Origin of the sequence: Neorhizobium alkalisoli (assembly GCF_007829835.1) — a bacterium.
Taxonomy (GTDB): Bacteria; Pseudomonadota; Alphaproteobacteria; order Rhizobiales; family Rhizobiaceae; genus Neorhizobium.
The window spans coordinates 441,912-458,856 of sequence record NZ_VIWP01000004.1; the positions used below are offsets into that span (position 1 = coordinate 441,912).

The window sequence follows — 16,945 nt, forward strand, 5'->3', positions numbered from 1 at the left end:
CATGGGGATATCGTATAAGGCCGGGAAAAGGTCAAGAAAACTCGGCGTAACCGCGCTTTGAGCGAGCGATTACTTGATGTTAGGGATAACTTATATGGTGAATCCGGGCGTCCCGGATTCACCTTTTTAAAGGGTTCAGATCGCCTTCAGTGCCTGCGCGAAGTCGTCAATCAGGTCCTGCGCATCCTCGATGCCGGCGGAAAGACGGACGATCCCCGGCGCGATTCCGAGCTCGGCACGGGCCTCGTCGGTGAGGTTCTTGTGCGTCGTCGTGGCCGGATGGGTGATGATCGAGCGCGTATCGCCGAGATTGTTGGAGATCGTCACGACATCGAGCGCATTCTGCAGCTTGAAGGCTGCTTCCTTGCCACCCTTCAGCTCGAAAGCGACCAGCGTCGAGCCGCCCGTCATCTGCTTCTTGATGATATCGGCCTGCGGATGGTCGGCGCGGCCGGGATAGATGACGCGGGCAACCTCTTTCTGCTCGGCCAGGAAGTCGGCGATCTTGGCGGCGTTCTCGGTCTGCTGTTTGACGCGGATCGCCAGCGTTTCGAGACCCTTGATCAGGGTCCAGGCCGTGAACGGCGACATGGCCGGGCCGGTATGGCGGTAATAATCCTGCAGATGCTCCGTCACCCATTCCTTGTCGGAGAGAATGACGCCGGCAAGGCTGCGACCCTGGCCGTCGATATGTTTGGTGGCCGAATAAACGACGACATGGGCGCCGAGTTCGAGCGGCTTCTGGTAGAGCGGCGTTGCGAACACGTTGTCGACGACAACGCGGGCGCCAATCTGGTTGGCAAGCTTGGCGACGCCGGCGATATCGACCACTTCCAGCGTCGGATTGGTCGGGCTTTCGAGGAAGAAGACTTTTGTGTTCTTCTGGATTGCCTTTTCCCAGTTGGCGAGGTCACGGCCATCGACCAGCGTGCATTCGATGCCGTAGCGCGGCGCGAGCGTTTCGACCACCCAGCGGCAGGAACCGAACAGGGCGCGGGCGGCAACGATATGATCACCGGCACGCAGCTGGCAGAGAAGGGCGGCCGAAATGGCGGCCATGCCGGATGCGGTGGCGCGGGCCTCTTCGGCGCCTTCCAGCGCGCACATGCGCTTTTCGAACATGTCATTGGTCGGGCTGCCGTAGCGGGCATAGATAAAGCCCTCGCTCTCGCCCTTGAAACGGGCTTCTGCTGCTTCCGACGTATCGTAGACGAACCCTTGCGTCAGGTAGATCGCCTCGGACATTTCGCCATATTGCGAGCGCAGCGTGCCGCCGTGTACGAGCTGTGTTGCCGGACGCCAGTTCTTCGAATTCTTGCTCATCGCGTGACCACCTTCGTGATACAAAAAAACCGGTCGCAAAAGCAGACCGGTTTTCAACCCGGTCTTTTTAGCCACTTGTTTAACGTGGCTGCAAGCCGACCGGCCAAATCACCACGGGATAAAGCTGCCTTACGCCTGGCACCTGCTTGCGTCAATGGTGCGCATTTGGTTTTGTCGCCAGAAAATATGCCGGAAGAAACATGCCGGGAAAAATATAAGAGAGACATGATGGCTCGCGAAACAGGAATTCTGGCGGACCGCGCGATTGCGGCGCTTTTTGAAGAGGGACGGCTGATCTCGGAGCGCGAGCTTGATCGCGACCAGATACAGCCCGCGAGCCTCGATCTTCGGCTGGGCGCAAAGGCCTTTCGTGTACGCGCCAGTTTCATGCCGGGCCCGAACAGCCTCGTGTCCGACAAGCTGGACCGCTTGAGCCTGCATGTCATCGATCTCTCCGAAGGGGCGGTGCTGGAAACCGGCTGCGTCTATATTGTGCCACTGATGGAGCGGCTCGATCTGCCGTCCGGCATGTCCGCCTCGGCCAATCCGAAAAGCTCGACCGGCCGCCTCGATATCTTTACCCGCGTCATCACGGATCACGCGCAGGAATTCGACAAGATCCCGGCCGGTTATTCCGGCCCGCTCTATTTGGAAATCTCGCCGCGCACCTTCCCGATCGTCGTGCGCCGCGGTTCGCGCCTGTCGCAGATCCGCTTCCGCATCGGCAATGCGCTCCTGTCCGAGCCCGAGCTTCTGTCGCTGCACGAGGCCGAAACGCTGGTGGCAGCCTCCAAGCCGAACGTTTCCGGTGGCGGTATCGCGCTCTCGATCGATCTTTCCGGTGATACGCAAGGCCTGATCGGTTACCGCGGCAAACATCACACGGCGGTCGTCGATGTCGACAAGAAGGCGCAGCATGATCTCTTCGATTTCTGGGAGCCGATCTACAGCCGCGGTCGCAACGAGCTGATCCTCGATCCGGACGAATTCTACATTCTTGTCTCGCGCGAAGCCGTCCACGTGCCGCCGCTCTATGCGGCCGAAATGACACCCTTTGATCCGCTGGTCGGCGAATTCCGCGTCCATTATGCCGGTTTCTTCGATCCCGGCTTCGGCCATGAAGCGGCCGGCGGCCGCGGCAGCCGTGCGGTACTCGAAGTGCGCAGCCACGAAGTGCCCTTCATCCTCGAAGACGGCCAGATCGTCGGCCGCCTTGTCTACGAACACATGCTGGAACACCCGCAAGGCCTTTACGGCACCGGCCTCGGTTCCAACTATCAGGCGCAGGGCCTGAAACTGTCGAAGCATTTTCGCACCTGACCGGCAATTGCCGGTCTCGCTTTCAGCGGGTTCCGGCCGCCGAGCTTGACAGCCGCCGGCATCTGTTGGAAAGCTCAAGGTCGAATGCGGGTGTAGCTCAATGGTAGAGCAGCAGCTTCCCAAGCTGAATACGAGGGTTCGATTCCCTTCACCCGCTCCAATCGCTTTCCCAGTGATCTCGAATAGCGTCGGTTGGCCGCCGCCATACCAGAAGGTGATGTTTGCCATTGCGCCTGCAATTCCACGCATGGCAACCAATGGGTGTATTCGATTTTCATTTTGCGGCTCCGCAAAACTAAAAGTTGACTTTCTGCGCGCCAACCTCTATTTACAGTTTACCGATATTTTTCTGCCGAGAACTGCTTGCTGCGCGTCTGGCACCGCGTGTTGATCGACCCTCCCTTTGAAGCATCGTTACCACCATCCGCAATGCTCCGCGTCGCGGTCGTTCCTCTATGTTGCTATGAAAGGGTTCATCATGACCACTGGCACAGTTAAATGGTTCAATTCCACCAAGGGCTTCGGCTTTATTCAGCCTGACAACGGCGGCCCGGATGCATTCGTGCATATCTCGGCAGTCGAGAGGGCAGGCATGCGCGAGCTCGTTGAAGGCCAGAAGGTCAGCTTCGAGCTTGAGCAGGACAGGAAGTCCGGCAAGATGTCCGCTAGCAACCTGCAAGCTGCCTAACAACGGTATCTGCTTTCCTTTGACCACGGATGTACTGGCACTGCTGAAAGCGTGAAACCATATGAGGTCAGGCAATTGCCTGACCTTTTTTGTTGCTTTCTAAGGCTCTCACGGAGGATGCCGATGACCGAGAACTATAGCAAGGGACGTCAGGCCGCCGAGAAGGCGTTCGGTAAAACGCAGGCTCCGCTCCTTGCGGGTGACCGCGCGCGCGAAGAAGTGAGCTCCGTCGAGCTTGCCCGCCAGGAAAAGACGGCTCGGCTGCGCCAGGCGCGCCTCGCCAAGGAAGCTGAGGATGCTGCCGCAGGCCCCGCTGGCGATTCCGGCAAAATCCTCTGAACAATCCGCAAGCCGGCCACCAAACAGATCTATCCGAGAGTGAGATATTGAGAAACGTCAGAGACAACGAGCTTACCCAGCGCCGCAATGCCGCGGCCGATGCCAAGGCAGCCCTTCTTCAGGCCTTCATAGCGAAGAAAGATGCGGATGCTCCTGCTCGTGAGGCAAGACAGGCGGAACGCCGCCTGGTTGCCGAAGCACGTGCAGTGCGTCAGGCGGAACGGCAGCAGGCGAAGCTTGATGAGCGCAATCGCGAAATGCGGGAGGCTGCCGAGCGCCATGCCGCCGAAGCTTTGGCCGCTCGCGCCGAGGTGGAAGCGCGTGAGATGGCAGACGCAAACCGCGTCACGCGCGTTGTCGAAGACGAGGCCGCCCGCAAGGCGGAACGCGACCGGAAATATGCCGCACGAAAAGCGCGCCGGTCTTAACGATTATTCGCGCCACAGGCCGAAATCGCCAGATGCGATGCGGGTTTATGCCCGCTGCCCAAGAGCGCCATCAACCAACGAAACGATGACAAACATGACCATCATTGCCTCCACCCCTGCCAACCTGACAGTCGAGTTGACGCCAACTCAGGTCAGGTGCCTGAAGCTTGCCAAGGATGGCGATCTTCATCCCCAGGAAGACGGGAAAAAATGGACACATCTCAATGCCACCGTCACCTATTCGAAATCCGATCGCTTCAAGGAGCGCCCGCAGAAGATAAAATTCGCGACGACCGTTACGGTAGAGCAGCTCAGGGAGCACGGTCATCTGCGTGTTCTTGACGCTGAAGGAAATGCCGCCGAAACTCCGCATGCAATTACCATGGCAGGCAAGATCTGGCTGCTCAAACACAAGTAACGGTGATCTTGGGGTCTTTGATGCAAGCGCGTCCAGACGGTGACTACGACGGGCATGTTTTGTTTGCAGACGATGCGGACGATTCCCAGTCATGGGACTGTCAGACATGCGGGGCCTGTTGCTCCTACTCGTCCGAATGGCCGAGATTCACCATGGAAACCGACGAGGCTCTGGATCTGCTTCCGGCAAAATACGTGGCCGATGATCAGCGCGGCATGCGTTGTGATGGCGAACGCTGTTCGGCGCTTTCCGGCCGGATCGGCGAGGGCACGTCATGCCTCGTTTATGAGGTCCGCCCCGATGTATGCCGAGCCTGCTTGCCCGGTGATCCCGAATGTCGGATGGCGCGCGCTGCTTTCGGGATAGTTTAACGCCGGCTATTTTCCCTTCATATCCGTCCGCGGTGTATGCGGCGTCTTGCTCCAGAAGAACGGCTTTCTGTAAAGTTCCAGCACCGCCCGCCAGGCGGCATAGGAGATCATCAGCCAGTAGAGCGGCACCGCGACCCAGCGGCGCCCGAGCAGCTGTTTCTCATGGTCGATCATCGACCCTATGCCGAGCCCGAGAAAGGTGAGGTAGCTGCCGACGATATTGACGCTGTCGAGGATGAAGAGCGAAAGTGCTTGAGCCGAAACCTCGTTTGCCGGCGCTTCGAGCAATGCGATCGCGCCGACTCCGAGGAACACCAGGATCAGTGGATGAAGCAGGGCGGAGACGAGCATGCCGCCGACCAGCAATTGCAGGATCAGGAAGGGCACCAGGCCCATGTCGCGGATGAGGCGGCGCGGATCGCGCATCAGCACCAGCCAGGTCTGCACCCAGCCCTTGAACCACCGGGTGCGCTGTGACACCCAGACCGGAACCGAAACGGGTGCATCCTCGAGTGTCTGCCGCTGGATTACGTCTGATCTATAGCCGAGCCGGTAGAGGCGTATGCCCATGTCCGCGTCCTCGGTGACATTATAGGGATCCCAGCCGCCGGCAGCGATCAGGGCCGCAGTGCGGAAATGATTGGACGTGCCGCCGAGCGGCAGCGGCATGCGCGTCCTGCCGAGCATCGGCAGCAGGCCGCGAAAAAGGCCGGAATATTCGAGCGAAAACAACGCGCTCAGCCAGGATTGCCCGACATTGGTGATGATCAGCGGCGCCTGCAGGCAGCCGAGTTCGGGTGGCGCATTGCGGAAATGTTGATAGGCTTCGCGCAGCTGCTGCGGATGCGGCCGGTCCTCCGCGTCATAGATCGCGAGAAACTCGCCGCGTGCGGCCGCAAGCGCATAGGTCAACGCCTTCGGCTTGGTGCGTGGACCATAGGCCGGCACTTCGACGATCTCGAATTGCGGCCCGGGCCCGAGTGCCCGCAAGGCTTCAATTGTCTCCCGGTCATCGGCCTCGCAAACCAGCTTGATGTCGAGGAGAGATGCCGGCCAGTCGAGACGCTCGAGGCCACGCAGCAGCTGCTCGGCCATGCCCGCCTCTCGGTAAAGTGCGACCATGACCGTGTAACGCGGCAATGGCCCGACGGTCTGAGAGAGAGATTTTCGCGGAACGGCCATGAATTTTCGGCGCGCGAGCGCGACGATCCGCAGGATCAGCGATGCGAAATAGGTAAAGGACAGGGCGACATGCAGGCAGTACAGCGTCTCGAAGGGCAGGGCGCCGAAACAGACGATGATGGCGGCAAGCAGAATGCCACCGTAAAACCCTTGAGCGCCGGAGAGCACGACTCGGGCCGAAAACGCCGGCTTCTGCTCGAACAGGCTGTTGGTTGTTTCCCGCACCCGGCGGTCTTCGCCCGCCTTCCAGACGGCCCGCCGCACCGCGCTTGGCGTCGTGACGGCAAGGTTGCGGCCGAGCGCCGGCATGGTCATCAGCGCGGCGGCGATCTCGCTTAAGCGTGCCGCCTCGGGGACGATAGCCGCCTCCTGCGGGCGATGGCGATGAGCGATGCGCAGCAGCGTCGGCCGATGCAGCTGCGTGTCGAGCAATGGCGTGGTAACGACCTGATGCGGGTCGATCTCGCTCACGAAGGGCAGGCGCAGCATCCGCGCCATCGCGCCATAATAGGCATTTTCTTCCACCTCGCCGCTTGCAAGAAGCTCCGCCTCCACGGTGGTGCCGTTGGCGCGGGCGGTCAGCGCCAGCCGCGCCAGAAGCGGTTTCGAAAAGCCGAGCGCGGCCAGCACCGCCATCTCCGTCCCCGGCGCTGGCCGGCTCTCGCCCTCGTGTCCCCGCAAAGGATGAATGCGGCGCGCATCATCCCATTTATCCGTCGCCCCTGGCGGATATTTCCCCACGTCCATCACTCTGTTACACCGTTGACCCGCGGGCGCACGTTGCTGATGATTTCGTCCAGATAGTCTTGAGCCCCGATATGGATCATAAGGATGCACCCGGTGTTTTCATCCCTGAAAATCGGTAGAATCTTCACCGTAATGCAACTTTTTGGGGTTTTTCTTGCCTGCCTTCCGGCAACCCCGGCAAGTGCTGCCGAGGGCGCGCGGCAATTGCCGCTGATGTTCGATGGCGCAGAAAGACTGTCGCGGCCCGATCTTTCGGCCGTGCTTCGGGTCCGTATCCTGACGACGGTGGATTTCCCGCCCTTCAATTTCGCCGATCAGGCGGGGCGCCTGTCCGGTTTCAATATCGATCTCGCCCGCGAGATCTGCGCCGTGCTGAAGCTGGAAACCCGCTGCCAGATCCAGGCTATGCCTTTTGACGAGCTGGAAAAGACGCTGGAAAGCGGTGGTGGCGAAGCCGTCATGGCCGGCATCGCCGCAACATCCGAACTGCGCGCCCGTTTCCTGTTTTCGCGCCCCTATCTCGGCGTTCCGGCCCGTTTCGCCCGCAACCGCGCGGCAAGGATCGATGGCGACACCGCAAAGGCGCTTTCCGGCCGCCCGGTAGGGATCGTTGCCGGCACCACGCATGAAGCCATGCTGAAGGCGTTTTTCCCGAAGATCACGGCAACTCCATTCGATAGCTATGACGCCATGCTGGCGGCTCTGAAGGACGGCAAGGTGGACGCCGTGTTTGCCGATGGCCTGCGGCTTCCCTTCTGGGTGTCGGGAGAAGCGTCCGGCAATTGCTGCGCCCTGTTCGACGGCCCCTATCTGTCGCAGAAGTTTTTGGGCGAAGGCCTGTCGGTCATGCTGCGCAAGAACGACCCGCTGCTCGCCTCTGCCTTTGATCAAGCGCTCGCCGACCTGTCGTCCAACGGCCGTCTGCAGGAGCTCTATCTGCGCTATTTCCCGAACGGGCTTTACTGAACCGATCACTTGTCAGGAATTGTTTCCTGATGCCGGTTGCTACTACTGGCTTGCCCAGATGATACGGGCCATCCATTCAACATCGGCAATGTCGAAGGACCGGTTTGGGTGTTCCGGGTTGAGTGACAGAAGTTCGATGGTGCGGGGGCTCTGGCGCGTCAGAATCTTGGCCATGACCTCGCCCTCGCGCGTTTTCAGAACGACACGGTCGCCACGACGCACCTGCGCCCCCGGCTCGACGATCAGCACGTCGCCGTCGCGGTAAAGCGGCATCATCGACTCGCCCTGCACTTCAAGCGCATAGACACCGCTCTTGCGGCTCGGATCGACGGGAAATTCCACCACATCCCAGCCCTGGCCAGCCGGAAAACCACCATCGTCGAAAAAACCGCCCGATCCGGCCTGGGCAAAACCGAGCAGCGGTATCGTGCCGGCCTGCGGCGGAAAACTGCCCTGCGGCAGCTGCGAATGGCCCGTGACGGAAGGAAAATAGCTCAGGAATTGGTCGATCGTCGCACCGGTCGCATCTAGCACTTTGGAGATCGATTCCGTCGAGGGCCAGCGCAGTCGGCCATCCGGACCAAGCCGCTTCGATTTGTTGAACGATGTCGGATCAAGGCCCGCCCGCCGCGCAAGACCTGACGGCGTCAGCTGATTGCGTTCAGCGAGCTTGTCGATGGCGCTCCATATCTTTTCGTGTGACAGCATCGTCGTCCAGTCCCGGGCTCAAGCCGCTCGGCATTCCCGGCATGTACGGCCGGTCATGTCGGGAACAGCGCCGAAGGAATTTAGCCGAGCTTGCCCGATCCGTAAAGCCAAAAAGGAATAAAATCCTTTCTGCGAGTTCAGGCGACCATTGCCATATTCACCTTGCCGAGCTTGATCACCGCCTGTGTGCGGCTGTCGACATTGAGTTTCAGGAGAATGGCCGAGACATGCGCCTTGATCGTCGCCTCGGAGACGCCGAGCTCATAGGCGATCTGCTTGTTGAGCAGGCCTTCACCAAGCATGGCGAGCACGCGCCCCTGCTGCGGCGTCAGCGTCTTCAGCCGATCCTTGAGTTCGGTCAGGCCATGGTCCTCGATTGTCTCGGGGGCTGAATGATCATTGGCCGGGGCCCAGATATCGCCTTCCAGCACCGCCTGGATGCCGACGCGGATATCGTCGAGGCCGGAGGATTTCGAGATGAAGCCCGAGGCGCCGAGGTCGAGGGCCCGGCGGATGGTCGCGCAATCGTCGGTCGCCGAAACGATCACGACCGGCAGGCTGGAAAAACCTGCCCTCAGCGACATCAGTCCGGAAAAGCCGCTGACCCCCGGCATGGAAAGGTCGAGCAACATCAGGTCGGCGTCGGGATTGTCTTCTGCCGCCTGCCGGGCGGCTTCGAAATCGCCCGCCTCGATGATCACGATTTCGCCCGCAACGCCTTCGGCAGCCTGCCGAAGCGCACCACGGAAAAGCGGATGGTCGTCTGCTATGATGATTGTGAGTGTCTGCATGCCTACGCCTCCTCCCAAAGGCACAGTCCTGCTTCCTGTCATGAAGTTGTAACGCTGCCGCCGGGGAGAGACAAGAGAGGAAACTACGTACGGTTGGGTTGTCCCGGCTTGGCCTCCGGTTCACCGGTAAAGTCGCGGACGATGCCCATGAAGCTGCGCATGAAGCGCTCCATCAGCGAGAGCGACCGCTCGAATTCCGCATCATCCGGCAGCGTGTCGGGCCGCATATGGCTGACGCGCTCCTCGAGCGCTGCCACCCGCTTTTCGACACGCGCCAGTTCCTCTTCATAGGCCGCCCGCTCGTCGGCCGCCATGCGGCAGACGAGATTGCCACCGTCGCGCGTGCAAAGCGACATGGCGCCGGTCTGTCTGTCGAGACGCACGACCCCGCCATCGGTCTCCTGAAGGGTGAAGCGCGGTTCCTGCGCCAGGCCCGGAAGGGGCGTCAGAAGCGCCATTGCGCCGAGGACTATTGCAGTTTTCATGGTGCAGCCTCCTCTTTGTGCCATGGACAATTGTTGTCCTTTGCTGCAAACGGTCGCGAGTATACCGCGACAGCGAGAGTTTTTGATGACCGATATCGTGTACAAGATCGTGCCCGAGGCGCTCTGGCGCGAAGCCAAGGCCACGGGTGTTTTTGAAGGTGCGGAAATCGACCTTCGCGATGGCTACATCCATTTCTCGACCGGTGCCCAGGCGCGCGAAACGGCGCGGCTGTATTTCGGCGGCGTGACCGGCCTGCTTCTTGTCGCCGTTAACGTTCTCGCCCTCGGCGATGCGCTGAAATTCGAACCGTCGCGCGGGGGAGATCTCTTCCCGCATCTTTACGGCCACCTGCCGTTTTCGGCTGTGCTCTGGGAAATGCCGCTTTTGATCGGCGTCGATGGCCAGCACGCCTTCCCGGAGAAAATGCCATGATCGGCCGCCTGTCTTCCTTCGCCTCACGCAGCCTCTTTGTTTTCGATCCGGAGAAAGCCCATGGCGTTTCCATATCAGCGCTGAAAAGCGGCCTCTTGCCCGCCTGCAGCGTCAGGCCGGACCCGCGGCTGTCGCAGACCATTGCCGGCATCCGCTTTGCAAACCCGCTCGGCCTTGCTGCCGGTTACGACAAGAATGCCGAAGTGCCGGATGCCGTGCTGCAGCTCGGTTTCGGCTTTACGGAAGTCGGCACGGTCACGCCAAAACCGCAGGCCGGTAATGACAAGCCGCGCATTTTCCGGCTCGTCGAGGATCGCGGCGTCATCAACCGGCTCGGTTTCAACAACGAGGGCCATGATGCCGCGTTTGCCCGTCTGTCCGGCAGGGGCGCTGCACCCGGTATCGTCGGCGTCAATATCGGTGCCAACAAGGATGCGGTCGATCGCGTCGCCGACTATGTTGCCGGCATTCGGCGTTTTTATGCGCTCGCCACCTATTTCACCGTCAACATTTCCTCGCCCAATACGCCGGGTCTGCGCGATCTGCAGGCGCGTGACAGCCTGAAGGCGCTGCTCGATGCAGTGCTCGCCGCCCGCGCCGAAGAGGCCCTGCGGCATGGCCGCTCGGTTCCCGTCTTCCTGAAGATCGCCCCCGATCTGACCGAGGAAGGCCTTGATGATATCGCAGCCGAAGCGCTTGCCCATGATCTCGATGGCCTGATCGTCTCCAACACGACGCTGGTGCGAGATGGTCTGAAAGATCAGGTGACGGCGAAGGAGGCGGGTGGTCTTTCCGGCGCGCCGCTCTTTGCCCGCTCCACCGCCGTACTGGCCCGTGTCCGCAAGCGCGTCGGTCCCGACCTGCCAATCATCGGTGTTGGTGGTGTTTCAAGCGCTGCCGATGCGCTCGAAAAGATCCGCGCCGGCGCCGATCTGGTGCAGCTCTATTCCTGCATGGTCTATGAAGGGCCGGGCCTGCCGTCCTCGATCGTCCGCGGTCTATCGACTTTGCTCGATCGGGAAAACGTCACCTCAATCCGGCAGCTGCGCGATACGCGCCTCGATCACTGGGCCGCAGCAAAGCTCTGACGCGCCTTGCGCGGCAGCATGACTGCCAGAAACAGGCCGCGTGCCAGAAGCAGAAGATTGAGCGCCATCCAGAGCCCGTGATTGCCGAACAGGGTGGTGAGCGGGTAAAGGCTGAGGCAATAGACCAGGCATGAGGCGAGCATCATGTTGCGCATCTCGCGCGACCATGTCGCCCCGATGAAGACGCCGTCCATCTGGAAGGCGAGCGCACCTGTTATCCCCGTCAGTGCCGCCCAGGGCAGGTAGGTGAGGGCTGCCTGCCGCACCTCGTCGGAGGTGGTGAGCAGGTTGATCACGGCATTTCCGAACACGGCGAAGAACAGGCCGAGCAGGGCGGCCATGGCAAAGGACCAGAGGCCGGTCAGCCGCAGCATGCGGTCGAAGGCGGAGCGGAAGCGGGCGCCGACGGCGCGGCCCGACAGCTGCTCGGCGGCCCCCGCCAGCCCGTCGAGGAAAAATGCCGAGAGCATGAAGATGTTGAACAACACGGCATTGGCCGCCAGCGTCACCGCGCCGAAACCGGCGCCGATGCGGGTCATGATCGCCACCGAGCCGTTGAGCACCAGCGAGCGGATCAGGATATCGGCATTCATCTGAAAAAGCTGCTTCAGCTTGCCGGTATCGAGGATTTCGCTGCGCGATGGCCGGTAGGCGCTCGAAAACTGCCTGAGCACGATGACGATCCCGATGATGACGCCGATTGCCTCGGCAAAGACCGTCGCCCAGGCGACGCCTTCGACACCCCAGCCGAACTGAACACCGAACAGGATGGCGAGCACGATATTCGTGCCGTTGATGAGGATCTGCAGCACCAGCCCGGTCATTGCCTGGCCGCGGCCGAAAAGATAACCAAACACGGCCATGTTGCCGAAGGTGACGGGGCTTGCCAGCACACGGATGGCGAAATACCGGCGGGCGACCTCGGCCACGGCCGGATCGCCGGTCAGGATATCCGGGACGAAGGCAGCAACCAGCGGCGAGAGGGCGAAGATAAGGACGCCCAGGCCAAACGCGCTGAACAGGGCCCGAAAGAAGATTGCCTGCTGCTCGCGCTGATCGTCACGCCCAAACGCCTGCGCCACCAGTCCGGTGGTCGAGACGCGCAGAAAACTGAGCGATCCGTAAAGAAGATCGAAGATGATCGAGGCGACCGCGAGCCCGGCCAGGGCTTCAGCCGAGCCGAGATGACCGACGACGGCTGTACCGGTCAGGCCAAGCAGCGGTGCTGTCAGGAGCCCTAATGTCATCGGCACGGCAATGCCGAGCACCAGACGGTGGGTGACCTCGAAAGGCCGGATCTGCTGTTCGATATCCCCCGGCCCGTTCATGAGTGTCAGCCCGAAAGGACCATGGCCCAATAGGTCCTGCCGTCGCTTGCCTTCGACATGGCGACGCCGAGGCCCTTGTAGCCACCGAGCATGTTTTCGAGATGTTTTGGAGAATTAATCCAGGCGTCCACCGCCGCATCGACCGATGTCTGGCCGCTTGCGATATTTTCCGCGGCGGGCAGGGTCACGTCATTGCGCTTCATGCGGGCGCCAAAATCGTCGCCGAAGCCGATCAGGTGCTTCATCTCCTGCGCCTTGGCCATCCGCACCGCCTGGGCCGCTGCCGCCTTGCGGGCGGAAGGATCGAGCGTCAGCGTGGAAAGGCCGCGAGACTGGCGCAGCTTGTTGACGGTGGGAAGGGCCGCTTCCGTATCGTCCTCGGCGCCCGGTGTCGGCACCAGGACCGCCGTGGTGGAACAGCCGGCAAGCGCTAGAGCGGTTGCCGACAGAAGAAGGAAGCTGCGACGAGAGGGATAGACTGAAACGGACATGTCAGCGCCGAAAGCTCATCAGCCGGATGATGATGAAGAGCGGGATCACCACGATCGCTCCGAGCAGGAGATAGTTGCCGACCTTGCCGAGCGCGGCAAAGCCGTTATACCACAGGTCGTAGAAGTGGTATCTCAGCGAGCCGATAATATTGTCGGGCGTATAGCCGAAAAACGCCAGTACGAAGCCGACCAGAAGGCAGACGACGATCAGTTTGACGAGCGTGCGGCCCGGTGTGTCGCCAAGGAATCTGTTCACGGTATCCGGCATCCTTCTTCATTTCGATTGTTTTGAGAGATAGTCGGCAGCAACGTGGATCGCAAGCCGCAGGCACCGTCTCAAGCGGCAAGTCTTAAAGATAAGAAGCGCCTCCTCAGATAGAACTTGAGTTTTTTTATGGCTTCGGCGAAGACCGATCGGATTTCAGGAAAAACCGATGCCTCCCAGCCAATTTTCGTCCGGTGACGTGATCGCCGACCGTCGTGCCGATTACGCCCGCATGCTGGCGGAAGGCGGTGATTTCGAAGCGGCTGCCGAACTGATCGAGCAGGCGCTGGAAATCGTGCCGGGATGGGCCGCGGGCTGGTTCCGGCTTGGCGAATATCGGGAGAAAGGCGGCCTTGCCGCCGCAGCCCAGGCCTATCGCCAGGTATTGGTTCTCGAGCCCAGTGACGTTTTCGGCGCCAGCCTGAAACTGGCGCTTCTCGGCGCAGGCTCCGTCCCGGATCGCCCGCCGAGCCGCTATGTCGAAGGTCTGTTCGACGATTACGCAGCAAAATTCGACACGGCTCTGGTCGAAAAGCTCGATTATTCCGTGCCGGGCAAGCTTGCGGCGCTGGTTGCAGCCTACGGGCCTTTTTCCAATGTCGTCGATCTCGGCTGCGGCACCGGGCTCTTTGGTGCCGAGATCCGCGATCGCGCCGAGCGGCTGGAAGGTTTCGACCTCTCCCTCAACATGCTCGCCAAGGCGCGCGAAAAGGATCTTTACGATCATCTCGGACAGGCCGATCTCAGCCTCTCGGTGGAAAAATCCGGCCTGTTTTCAGAAGGTCTTGGCCATGGACGCGCCGATCTCGTTTCGGCCGCCGATGTGCTGATGTATCTCGGTTCGCTAGAAACGGTCTTTCCGCTTGTTACAGCGCTTCTGAAACCCTCGGGCCTGTTTGCCTTTTCGGTCGAGGATGCCGGTGAGGACGAGACGTTTCGCCTGCGGGATTCCCTGCGTTACGCCCATTCCGAACTCTATGTCGCGGCACTCTGTGCCCGCCATGGCCTGACGCCCGTGGAAAGCGAGAATACGGTCATTCGCATGGATGCCGGAAAACCGGTTCGCGGCATTCTGTTTCTGTCGCGCAAGGCGGGCTGAAACAACCCTTTCTTGCTTTTTCTTCAGCCGCTCGCCGCGGCCGTTGATGGCGCTTGATGAAGCCGCTATCGCGATGCACAATCACGCAAAAATTAGGGGAACAATTTGGCCGACGAACAGAGCGCACAAAAGCGCCGGCTGGGCTTTTATAGCCTCGATCCGGCACGTCACACCAAGCTTGAAGATGCGCAGGGCCTGTTCATCAGCTCCATGGTGGCGGCGCTCGGGCTCTATCTCCTGAACCAGGTGGGCCTTCTGACCAGTGGCACGGCCGGCGTCGCCTTTCTGCTGCATTACGCCTTCGACATTCCCTTCGGCGTGCTGTTCTTCGTCGTTAATCTTCCCTTCTATTACCTGTCCTTCAAGCGCCTCGGCGTCGGCTTCTCCTTCAAGACCTTTGTCTCGATCGCCATGGTTTCGGTGATCGCCGAGCTGGAGCGGCGCTTCATGGTCATCCAGTATCTCGACCCCTTCTGGGCAGCTCTGCTCGGCGGCATCCTGATCGGTTTCGGCCTGCTCGGCCTTTATCGCCACCGCGCTTCGCTCGGCGGCATCGGCATTCTGGCGATCTATATCCAGGACCGGTTCAAGATCCCCGCCGGCCTCGTGCAGCTTGCCTTCGACCTCTGCGTCATGGCCGCCGCCTTTTTCGTCGTAAGCCCGATGACGGTCCTGTGGTCGCTGTTGAGCGCCGTCGTGCTCAACCTGCTGCTGACCATCAACCATCGCTCCGACCGTTACATCGCGGTGCGCTGATGACAGAGGCCGCCAAGCAGAAAAGCCCGATCGGCCTCTGGTCCTCCAGTTCGGAAAAACATTCGCTGGTCGAGGATGTGCAAGGCATCGTTGCCGGCTCCATGCTGGCGGCGCTCGGCGTCACCATGCTGGCCAGCGCCCATCTCCTGATCGGCGGCACGGCCGGCCTCGGTTTCCTTCTGCGTTACTCCGTGGATGTCAGCTTCGGCACCGCCTTCTTCGTGCTGAACCTGCCCTTCTACTGGCTGGCCTATAAACGCCTCGGCCTTGCCTTCACGCTCAAGACCTTTTCCGCCGTGGCGCTCACCTCGTTCCTGACCGGGGTCCTGCCAAAGCTGATCGGCATCGATCATATCGATCCGATCGCCGCTGCCCTGTTCGGTGGCTTGTTGATCGGTTGCGGCATGCTGATCCTCTTCCGCCACCGCGCCTCGCTCGGCGGTTTCGGCATTCTGGCCCTTTATCTGCAGGACCGGCTCAGCTGGCGGGCCGGCTTCGTCCAGCTGGGTCTGGATTGCCTCGTGCTGATCCTCTCCTTCTTCGTCGCCAGCCCCTTTGTCATCGCCTGCTCGGTGCTGGCGGCAGTGACGCTGAACCTGACGCTCGCCATCAACCACCGCACCGATCGTTACATAGTCCGTTGATCAGGCGGCGTTCGCGACCTTGTCGATCGGGTGCTGGGCGCGGAACCCGACGGCCAGCCGGTTCCAGACATTGATCGCACCGATCGCAACCGTGATCTTCGTCATCTCTTCCTCGGAGAAATGCGCCTTGAAGGCTTCATAAGCGCTGTCCGGAATGCCGGTCTCGGAAATTTTCGTGACGGCATCGACCCAGCCGAGAAGAGCGCGCTCCTTGTCGTCATAGACCGGCGATTCCCACCAGACGCTCATCAGGTTGATCCACTGTTCGGAAAGCCCGTCATGACGGCTTTCCTTGACGTGCATGTCGACACAATAGGCGCAGCCATTGATGATCGAGGCCCTGAGCTTGATCAGGTGGATGAAGCGGCGCTCGAGGCCGGAATTCTGGACATAGGTTTCCAGATCTGCGACGGCCTTGTAGGCGTCGGGGGCGGCTTTGTAGAAATTGAAACGGGGATGCATGATCGTCTCTCCTTGGTTTTGCCCGCGCTCAGCGAGCCGATTTGCGTTCGTGAATGTCCATGAAGGCGCAGCCGCGGGCGGCGATGCCGCCGTCGTCGGATGCGTAGAGTTCCGCCGTGATGGCAGCGATCGTCACCTTGGCGAGTTCGGCGCGATAGGCTTTTTCGGCCTTCAGCATCGCCGCATTGATCTGGCAGGGTTTTGTAAAATAGCGCCCCGGCAGAGGGTTTGGCCCGCGCTGGCGGATTTCCGCGCAACGAAAGGCCGGCGCCGGCCCTTCGACGGCCAGCACGATATCGAGCAGGGTGATCTCTTCCGGCGTCCTTGCCAGCCGGTACCCGCCTTTCGGGCCGGGTATGGTGGCAACGAGGCCGGCGCCGGACAGCGCCTGCATGTGTTTCAGGAGATAGCTCGTCGAGACGCCATGAAATTCCGCAAGCGCCGCAGCCGAAAGCACGCCGCCCTCCGAAAGGCCGGACAGAACCGCCACGCAATGGATCGCCTGTTCGACGCCGTCACTCAGTTTCATCGCCATCTCCTAATCACGGATAAAATTTATCCATGATTATCGTCTGCGAGTCAATAGGATTGCGGAAGGCCTTCTTTTTGCGGC

At 60.9% G+C, this 16,945-nt stretch carries 22 protein-coding genes, 1 tRNA gene and 1 riboswitch; of the genes, 13 read left to right on the forward strand and 10 right to left on the reverse strand.

What is annotated here, in order from left to right; all coding sequences use genetic code 11:
- Positions 1 to 135: 135 nt before the first annotated feature.
- Entirely contained in the window at positions 136 to 1,323 is a 1,188-nt protein-coding gene (locus tag FHW37_RS17930; RefSeq protein WP_145638819.1) for an O-succinylhomoserine sulfhydrylase, read from the reverse strand.
- A gap of 46 nt (positions 1,324 to 1,369) precedes the next feature.
- Positions 1,370 to 1,448: riboswitch (SAM riboswitch) on the reverse strand.
- Between the two features lie 100 nt (positions 1,449 to 1,548).
- Between FHW37_RS17930 and FHW37_RS17935 the strand changes: the two genes are divergently transcribed.
- The 7 genes from FHW37_RS17935 (at position 1,549) to FHW37_RS17965 (ending at position 4,887) form a co-directional block, all read left to right on the forward strand.
- Entirely contained in the window at positions 1,549 to 2,643 is a 1,095-nt protein-coding gene (locus FHW37_RS17935) for a 2'-deoxycytidine 5'-triphosphate deaminase (protein ID WP_186458297.1), read from the forward strand.
- An 86-nt stretch (positions 2,644 to 2,729) separates the two neighbouring features.
- A tRNA-Gly gene (locus FHW37_RS17940) sits at positions 2,730 to 2,803 on the forward strand.
- 318 nt (positions 2,804 to 3,121) lie between these two features.
- Complete coding sequence (locus FHW37_RS17945; RefSeq protein WP_186458298.1) at positions 3,122 to 3,331, forward strand: cold-shock protein; 210 nt, start codon at positions 3,122 to 3,124, stop codon at positions 3,329 to 3,331.
- Positions 3,332 to 3,454: 123 nt separating this feature from the next.
- Positions 3,455 to 3,670 carry a hypothetical protein gene (locus FHW37_RS17950; RefSeq protein ID WP_145638821.1) on the forward strand — a complete coding sequence of 72 codons (216 nt, stop codon included), beginning with the start codon at positions 3,455 to 3,457 and terminating at the stop codon, positions 3,668 to 3,670.
- A gap of 47 nt (positions 3,671 to 3,717) precedes the next feature.
- Positions 3,718 to 4,098 (forward strand): DUF6481 family protein, encoded by a 381-nt coding sequence (locus tag FHW37_RS17955; protein ID WP_145638823.1) that lies wholly within the window; start codon positions 3,718 to 3,720, stop codon positions 4,096 to 4,098.
- 94 nt (positions 4,099 to 4,192) lie between these two features.
- Positions 4,193 to 4,516, forward strand: coding sequence for a hypothetical protein (locus FHW37_RS17960; protein WP_145638825.1), 324 nt, complete (start codon positions 4,193 to 4,195; stop codon positions 4,514 to 4,516).
- 20 nt (positions 4,517 to 4,536) lie between these two features.
- A complete protein-coding gene (locus FHW37_RS17965; RefSeq protein WP_145639325.1) occupies positions 4,537 to 4,887 on the forward strand; it encodes a YkgJ family cysteine cluster protein in 351 nt (116 codons plus the stop codon).
- 6 nt (positions 4,888 to 4,893) lie between these two features.
- Here the strand turns inward: FHW37_RS17965 and FHW37_RS17970 are convergent, their stop codons facing one another.
- Positions 4,894 to 6,705 (reverse strand): glycosyltransferase family 2 protein, encoded by a 1,812-nt coding sequence (locus FHW37_RS17970; RefSeq protein WP_246690808.1) that lies wholly within the window; start codon positions 6,703 to 6,705, stop codon positions 4,894 to 4,896.
- Positions 6,706 to 6,948: 243 nt separating this feature from the next.
- Here FHW37_RS17970 and FHW37_RS17975 point away from each other — a divergent pair, with 243 nt between their 5' ends.
- The gene (locus FHW37_RS17975) at positions 6,949 to 7,782 is read left to right on the forward strand and encodes a transporter substrate-binding domain-containing protein (protein ID WP_145638830.1); all 834 of its coding nucleotides are present in this window, start codon (positions 6,949 to 6,951) and stop codon (positions 7,780 to 7,782) included.
- Between the two features lie 42 nt (positions 7,783 to 7,824).
- Here the strand turns inward: FHW37_RS17975 and FHW37_RS17980 are convergent, their stop codons facing one another.
- From FHW37_RS17980 to FHW37_RS17990, 3 genes are all read right to left on the reverse strand, one after another.
- Positions 7,825 to 8,490, reverse strand: a complete 666-nt coding sequence (locus tag FHW37_RS17980) for a S24 family peptidase (RefSeq protein ID WP_145638832.1) — start codon at positions 8,488 to 8,490, stop codon at positions 7,825 to 7,827.
- A gap of 137 nt (positions 8,491 to 8,627) precedes the next feature.
- Complete coding sequence (locus FHW37_RS17985) at positions 8,628 to 9,281, reverse strand: response regulator transcription factor (protein WP_145638834.1); 654 nt, start codon at positions 9,279 to 9,281, stop codon at positions 8,628 to 8,630.
- 83 nt (positions 9,282 to 9,364) lie between these two features.
- Positions 9,365 to 9,766, reverse strand: coding sequence for a hypothetical protein (locus FHW37_RS17990; RefSeq protein WP_145638836.1), 402 nt, complete (start codon positions 9,764 to 9,766; stop codon positions 9,365 to 9,367).
- 85 nt (positions 9,767 to 9,851) lie between these two features.
- Between FHW37_RS17990 and FHW37_RS17995 the strand changes: the two genes are divergently transcribed.
- Positions 9,852 to 10,199, forward strand: coding sequence for a DUF952 domain-containing protein (locus FHW37_RS17995; RefSeq protein ID WP_186458299.1), 348 nt, complete (start codon positions 9,852 to 9,854; stop codon positions 10,197 to 10,199).
- Positions 10,196 to 11,287: a quinone-dependent dihydroorotate dehydrogenase gene (locus FHW37_RS18000; RefSeq protein ID WP_145638838.1), complete on the forward strand. Its 1,092-nt coding sequence runs from the start codon at positions 10,196 to 10,198 to the stop codon at positions 11,285 to 11,287. Before FHW37_RS17995 ends, FHW37_RS18000 begins: the two co-directional genes overlap by 4 nt.
- Here the strand turns inward: FHW37_RS18000 and FHW37_RS18005 are convergent.
- From FHW37_RS18005 to FHW37_RS18015, 3 genes are read right to left on the reverse strand one after another with little or no spacing between them, the layout of a single operon-like run.
- Positions 11,263 to 12,615 carry an MATE family efflux transporter gene (locus FHW37_RS18005; protein ID WP_145638840.1) on the reverse strand — a complete coding sequence of 451 codons (1,353 nt, stop codon included), beginning with the start codon at positions 12,613 to 12,615 and terminating at the stop codon, positions 11,263 to 11,265. The genes FHW37_RS18000 and FHW37_RS18005 overlap by 25 nt on opposite strands.
- Positions 12,616 to 12,620: 5 nt before the next feature.
- Positions 12,621 to 13,106 carry a CAP domain-containing protein gene (locus tag FHW37_RS18010; protein ID WP_145638842.1) on the reverse strand — a complete coding sequence of 162 codons (486 nt, stop codon included), beginning with the start codon at positions 13,104 to 13,106 and terminating at the stop codon, positions 12,621 to 12,623.
- Between the two features lies 1 nt (position 13,107).
- Positions 13,108 to 13,374 carry a DUF6460 domain-containing protein gene (locus FHW37_RS18015; RefSeq protein WP_145638844.1) on the reverse strand — a complete coding sequence of 89 codons (267 nt, stop codon included), beginning with the start codon at positions 13,372 to 13,374 and terminating at the stop codon, positions 13,108 to 13,110.
- A 166-nt stretch (positions 13,375 to 13,540) separates the two neighbouring features.
- Between FHW37_RS18015 and FHW37_RS18020 the strand changes: the two genes are divergently transcribed.
- From FHW37_RS18020 to FHW37_RS18030, 3 genes are all read left to right on the forward strand, one after another.
- Positions 13,541 to 14,470, forward strand: coding sequence for a class I SAM-dependent DNA methyltransferase (locus FHW37_RS18020; RefSeq protein WP_145638846.1), 930 nt, complete (start codon positions 13,541 to 13,543; stop codon positions 14,468 to 14,470).
- A 105-nt stretch (positions 14,471 to 14,575) separates the two neighbouring features.
- On the forward strand, positions 14,576 to 15,226 hold the full coding sequence (locus FHW37_RS18025) for a YitT family protein (protein ID WP_246690809.1): 651 nt from the start codon (positions 14,576 to 14,578) through the stop codon (positions 15,224 to 15,226).
- Positions 15,226 to 15,870, forward strand: a complete 645-nt coding sequence (locus FHW37_RS18030; RefSeq protein ID WP_145638848.1) for a YitT family protein — start codon at positions 15,226 to 15,228, stop codon at positions 15,868 to 15,870. The genes FHW37_RS18025 and FHW37_RS18030 overlap by 1 nt, the downstream gene beginning before the upstream one ends.
- Here FHW37_RS18030 and FHW37_RS18035 read toward each other — a convergent pair whose 3' ends face one another.
- Together FHW37_RS18035 and FHW37_RS18040 are read right to left on the reverse strand one after the other, a co-directional pair.
- Positions 15,871 to 16,332, reverse strand: coding sequence for a carboxymuconolactone decarboxylase family protein (locus tag FHW37_RS18035; protein ID WP_145638850.1), 462 nt, complete (start codon positions 16,330 to 16,332; stop codon positions 15,871 to 15,873).
- 28 nt (positions 16,333 to 16,360) lie between these two features.
- Positions 16,361 to 16,861 (reverse strand): RrF2 family transcriptional regulator, encoded by a 501-nt coding sequence (locus tag FHW37_RS18040; RefSeq protein ID WP_145638852.1) that lies wholly within the window; start codon positions 16,859 to 16,861, stop codon positions 16,361 to 16,363.
- Between the last annotated feature and the right edge of the window lie 84 nt (positions 16,862 to 16,945).

Excerpts from the sequence above, each read along its gene's own strand:
- FHW37_RS17930 (WP_145638819.1), bottom strand. The coding sequence starts at position 1,323 with ATGAGCAAGAATTCGAAGAACTGGCGTCCGGCAACACAGCTCGTACAC.
- FHW37_RS17935 (WP_186458297.1), top strand. The coding sequence starts at position 1,549 with ATGATGGCTCGCGAAACAGGAATTCTGGCGGACCGCGCGATTGCGGCG.
- FHW37_RS17945 (WP_186458298.1), top strand. The coding sequence starts at position 3,122 with ATGACCACTGGCACAGTTAAATGGTTCAATTCCACCAAGGGCTTCGGC.
- FHW37_RS17950 (WP_145638821.1), top strand. The coding sequence starts at position 3,455 with ATGACCGAGAACTATAGCAAGGGACGTCAGGCCGCCGAGAAGGCGTTC.
- FHW37_RS17960 (WP_145638825.1), top strand. The coding sequence starts at position 4,193 with ATGACCATCATTGCCTCCACCCCTGCCAACCTGACAGTCGAGTTGACG.
- FHW37_RS17965 (WP_145639325.1), top strand. The coding sequence starts at position 4,537 with ATGCAAGCGCGTCCAGACGGTGACTACGACGGGCATGTTTTGTTTGCA.
- FHW37_RS17970 (WP_246690808.1), bottom strand. The coding sequence starts at position 6,705 with ATGGCGGTGCTGGCCGCGCTCGGCTTTTCGAAACCGCTTCTGGCGCGG.
- FHW37_RS17975 (WP_145638830.1), top strand. The coding sequence starts at position 6,949 with ATGCAACTTTTTGGGGTTTTTCTTGCCTGCCTTCCGGCAACCCCGGCA.
- FHW37_RS17980 (WP_145638832.1), bottom strand. The coding sequence starts at position 8,490 with ATGCTGTCACACGAAAAGATATGGAGCGCCATCGACAAGCTCGCTGAA.
- FHW37_RS17985 (WP_145638834.1), bottom strand. The coding sequence starts at position 9,281 with ATGCAGACACTCACAATCATCATAGCAGACGACCATCCGCTTTTCCGT.
- FHW37_RS17990 (WP_145638836.1), bottom strand. The coding sequence starts at position 9,766 with ATGAAAACTGCAATAGTCCTCGGCGCAATGGCGCTTCTGACGCCCCTT.
- FHW37_RS17995 (WP_186458299.1), top strand. The coding sequence starts at position 9,852 with ATGACCGATATCGTGTACAAGATCGTGCCCGAGGCGCTCTGGCGCGAA.
- FHW37_RS18000 (WP_145638838.1), top strand. The coding sequence starts at position 10,196 with ATGATCGGCCGCCTGTCTTCCTTCGCCTCACGCAGCCTCTTTGTTTTC.
- FHW37_RS18005 (WP_145638840.1), bottom strand. The coding sequence starts at position 12,615 with ATGAACGGGCCGGGGGATATCGAACAGCAGATCCGGCCTTTCGAGGTC.
- FHW37_RS18010 (WP_145638842.1), bottom strand. The coding sequence starts at position 13,106 with ATGTCCGTTTCAGTCTATCCCTCTCGTCGCAGCTTCCTTCTTCTGTCG.
- FHW37_RS18015 (WP_145638844.1), bottom strand. The coding sequence starts at position 13,374 with ATGCCGGATACCGTGAACAGATTCCTTGGCGACACACCGGGCCGCACG.
- FHW37_RS18020 (WP_145638846.1), top strand. The coding sequence starts at position 13,541 with ATGCCTCCCAGCCAATTTTCGTCCGGTGACGTGATCGCCGACCGTCGT.
- FHW37_RS18030 (WP_145638848.1), top strand. The coding sequence starts at position 15,226 with ATGACAGAGGCCGCCAAGCAGAAAAGCCCGATCGGCCTCTGGTCCTCC.
- FHW37_RS18035 (WP_145638850.1), bottom strand. The coding sequence starts at position 16,332 with ATGCATCCCCGTTTCAATTTCTACAAAGCCGCCCCCGACGCCTACAAG.
- FHW37_RS18040 (WP_145638852.1), bottom strand. The coding sequence starts at position 16,861 with ATGAAACTGAGTGACGGCGTCGAACAGGCGATCCATTGCGTGGCGGTT.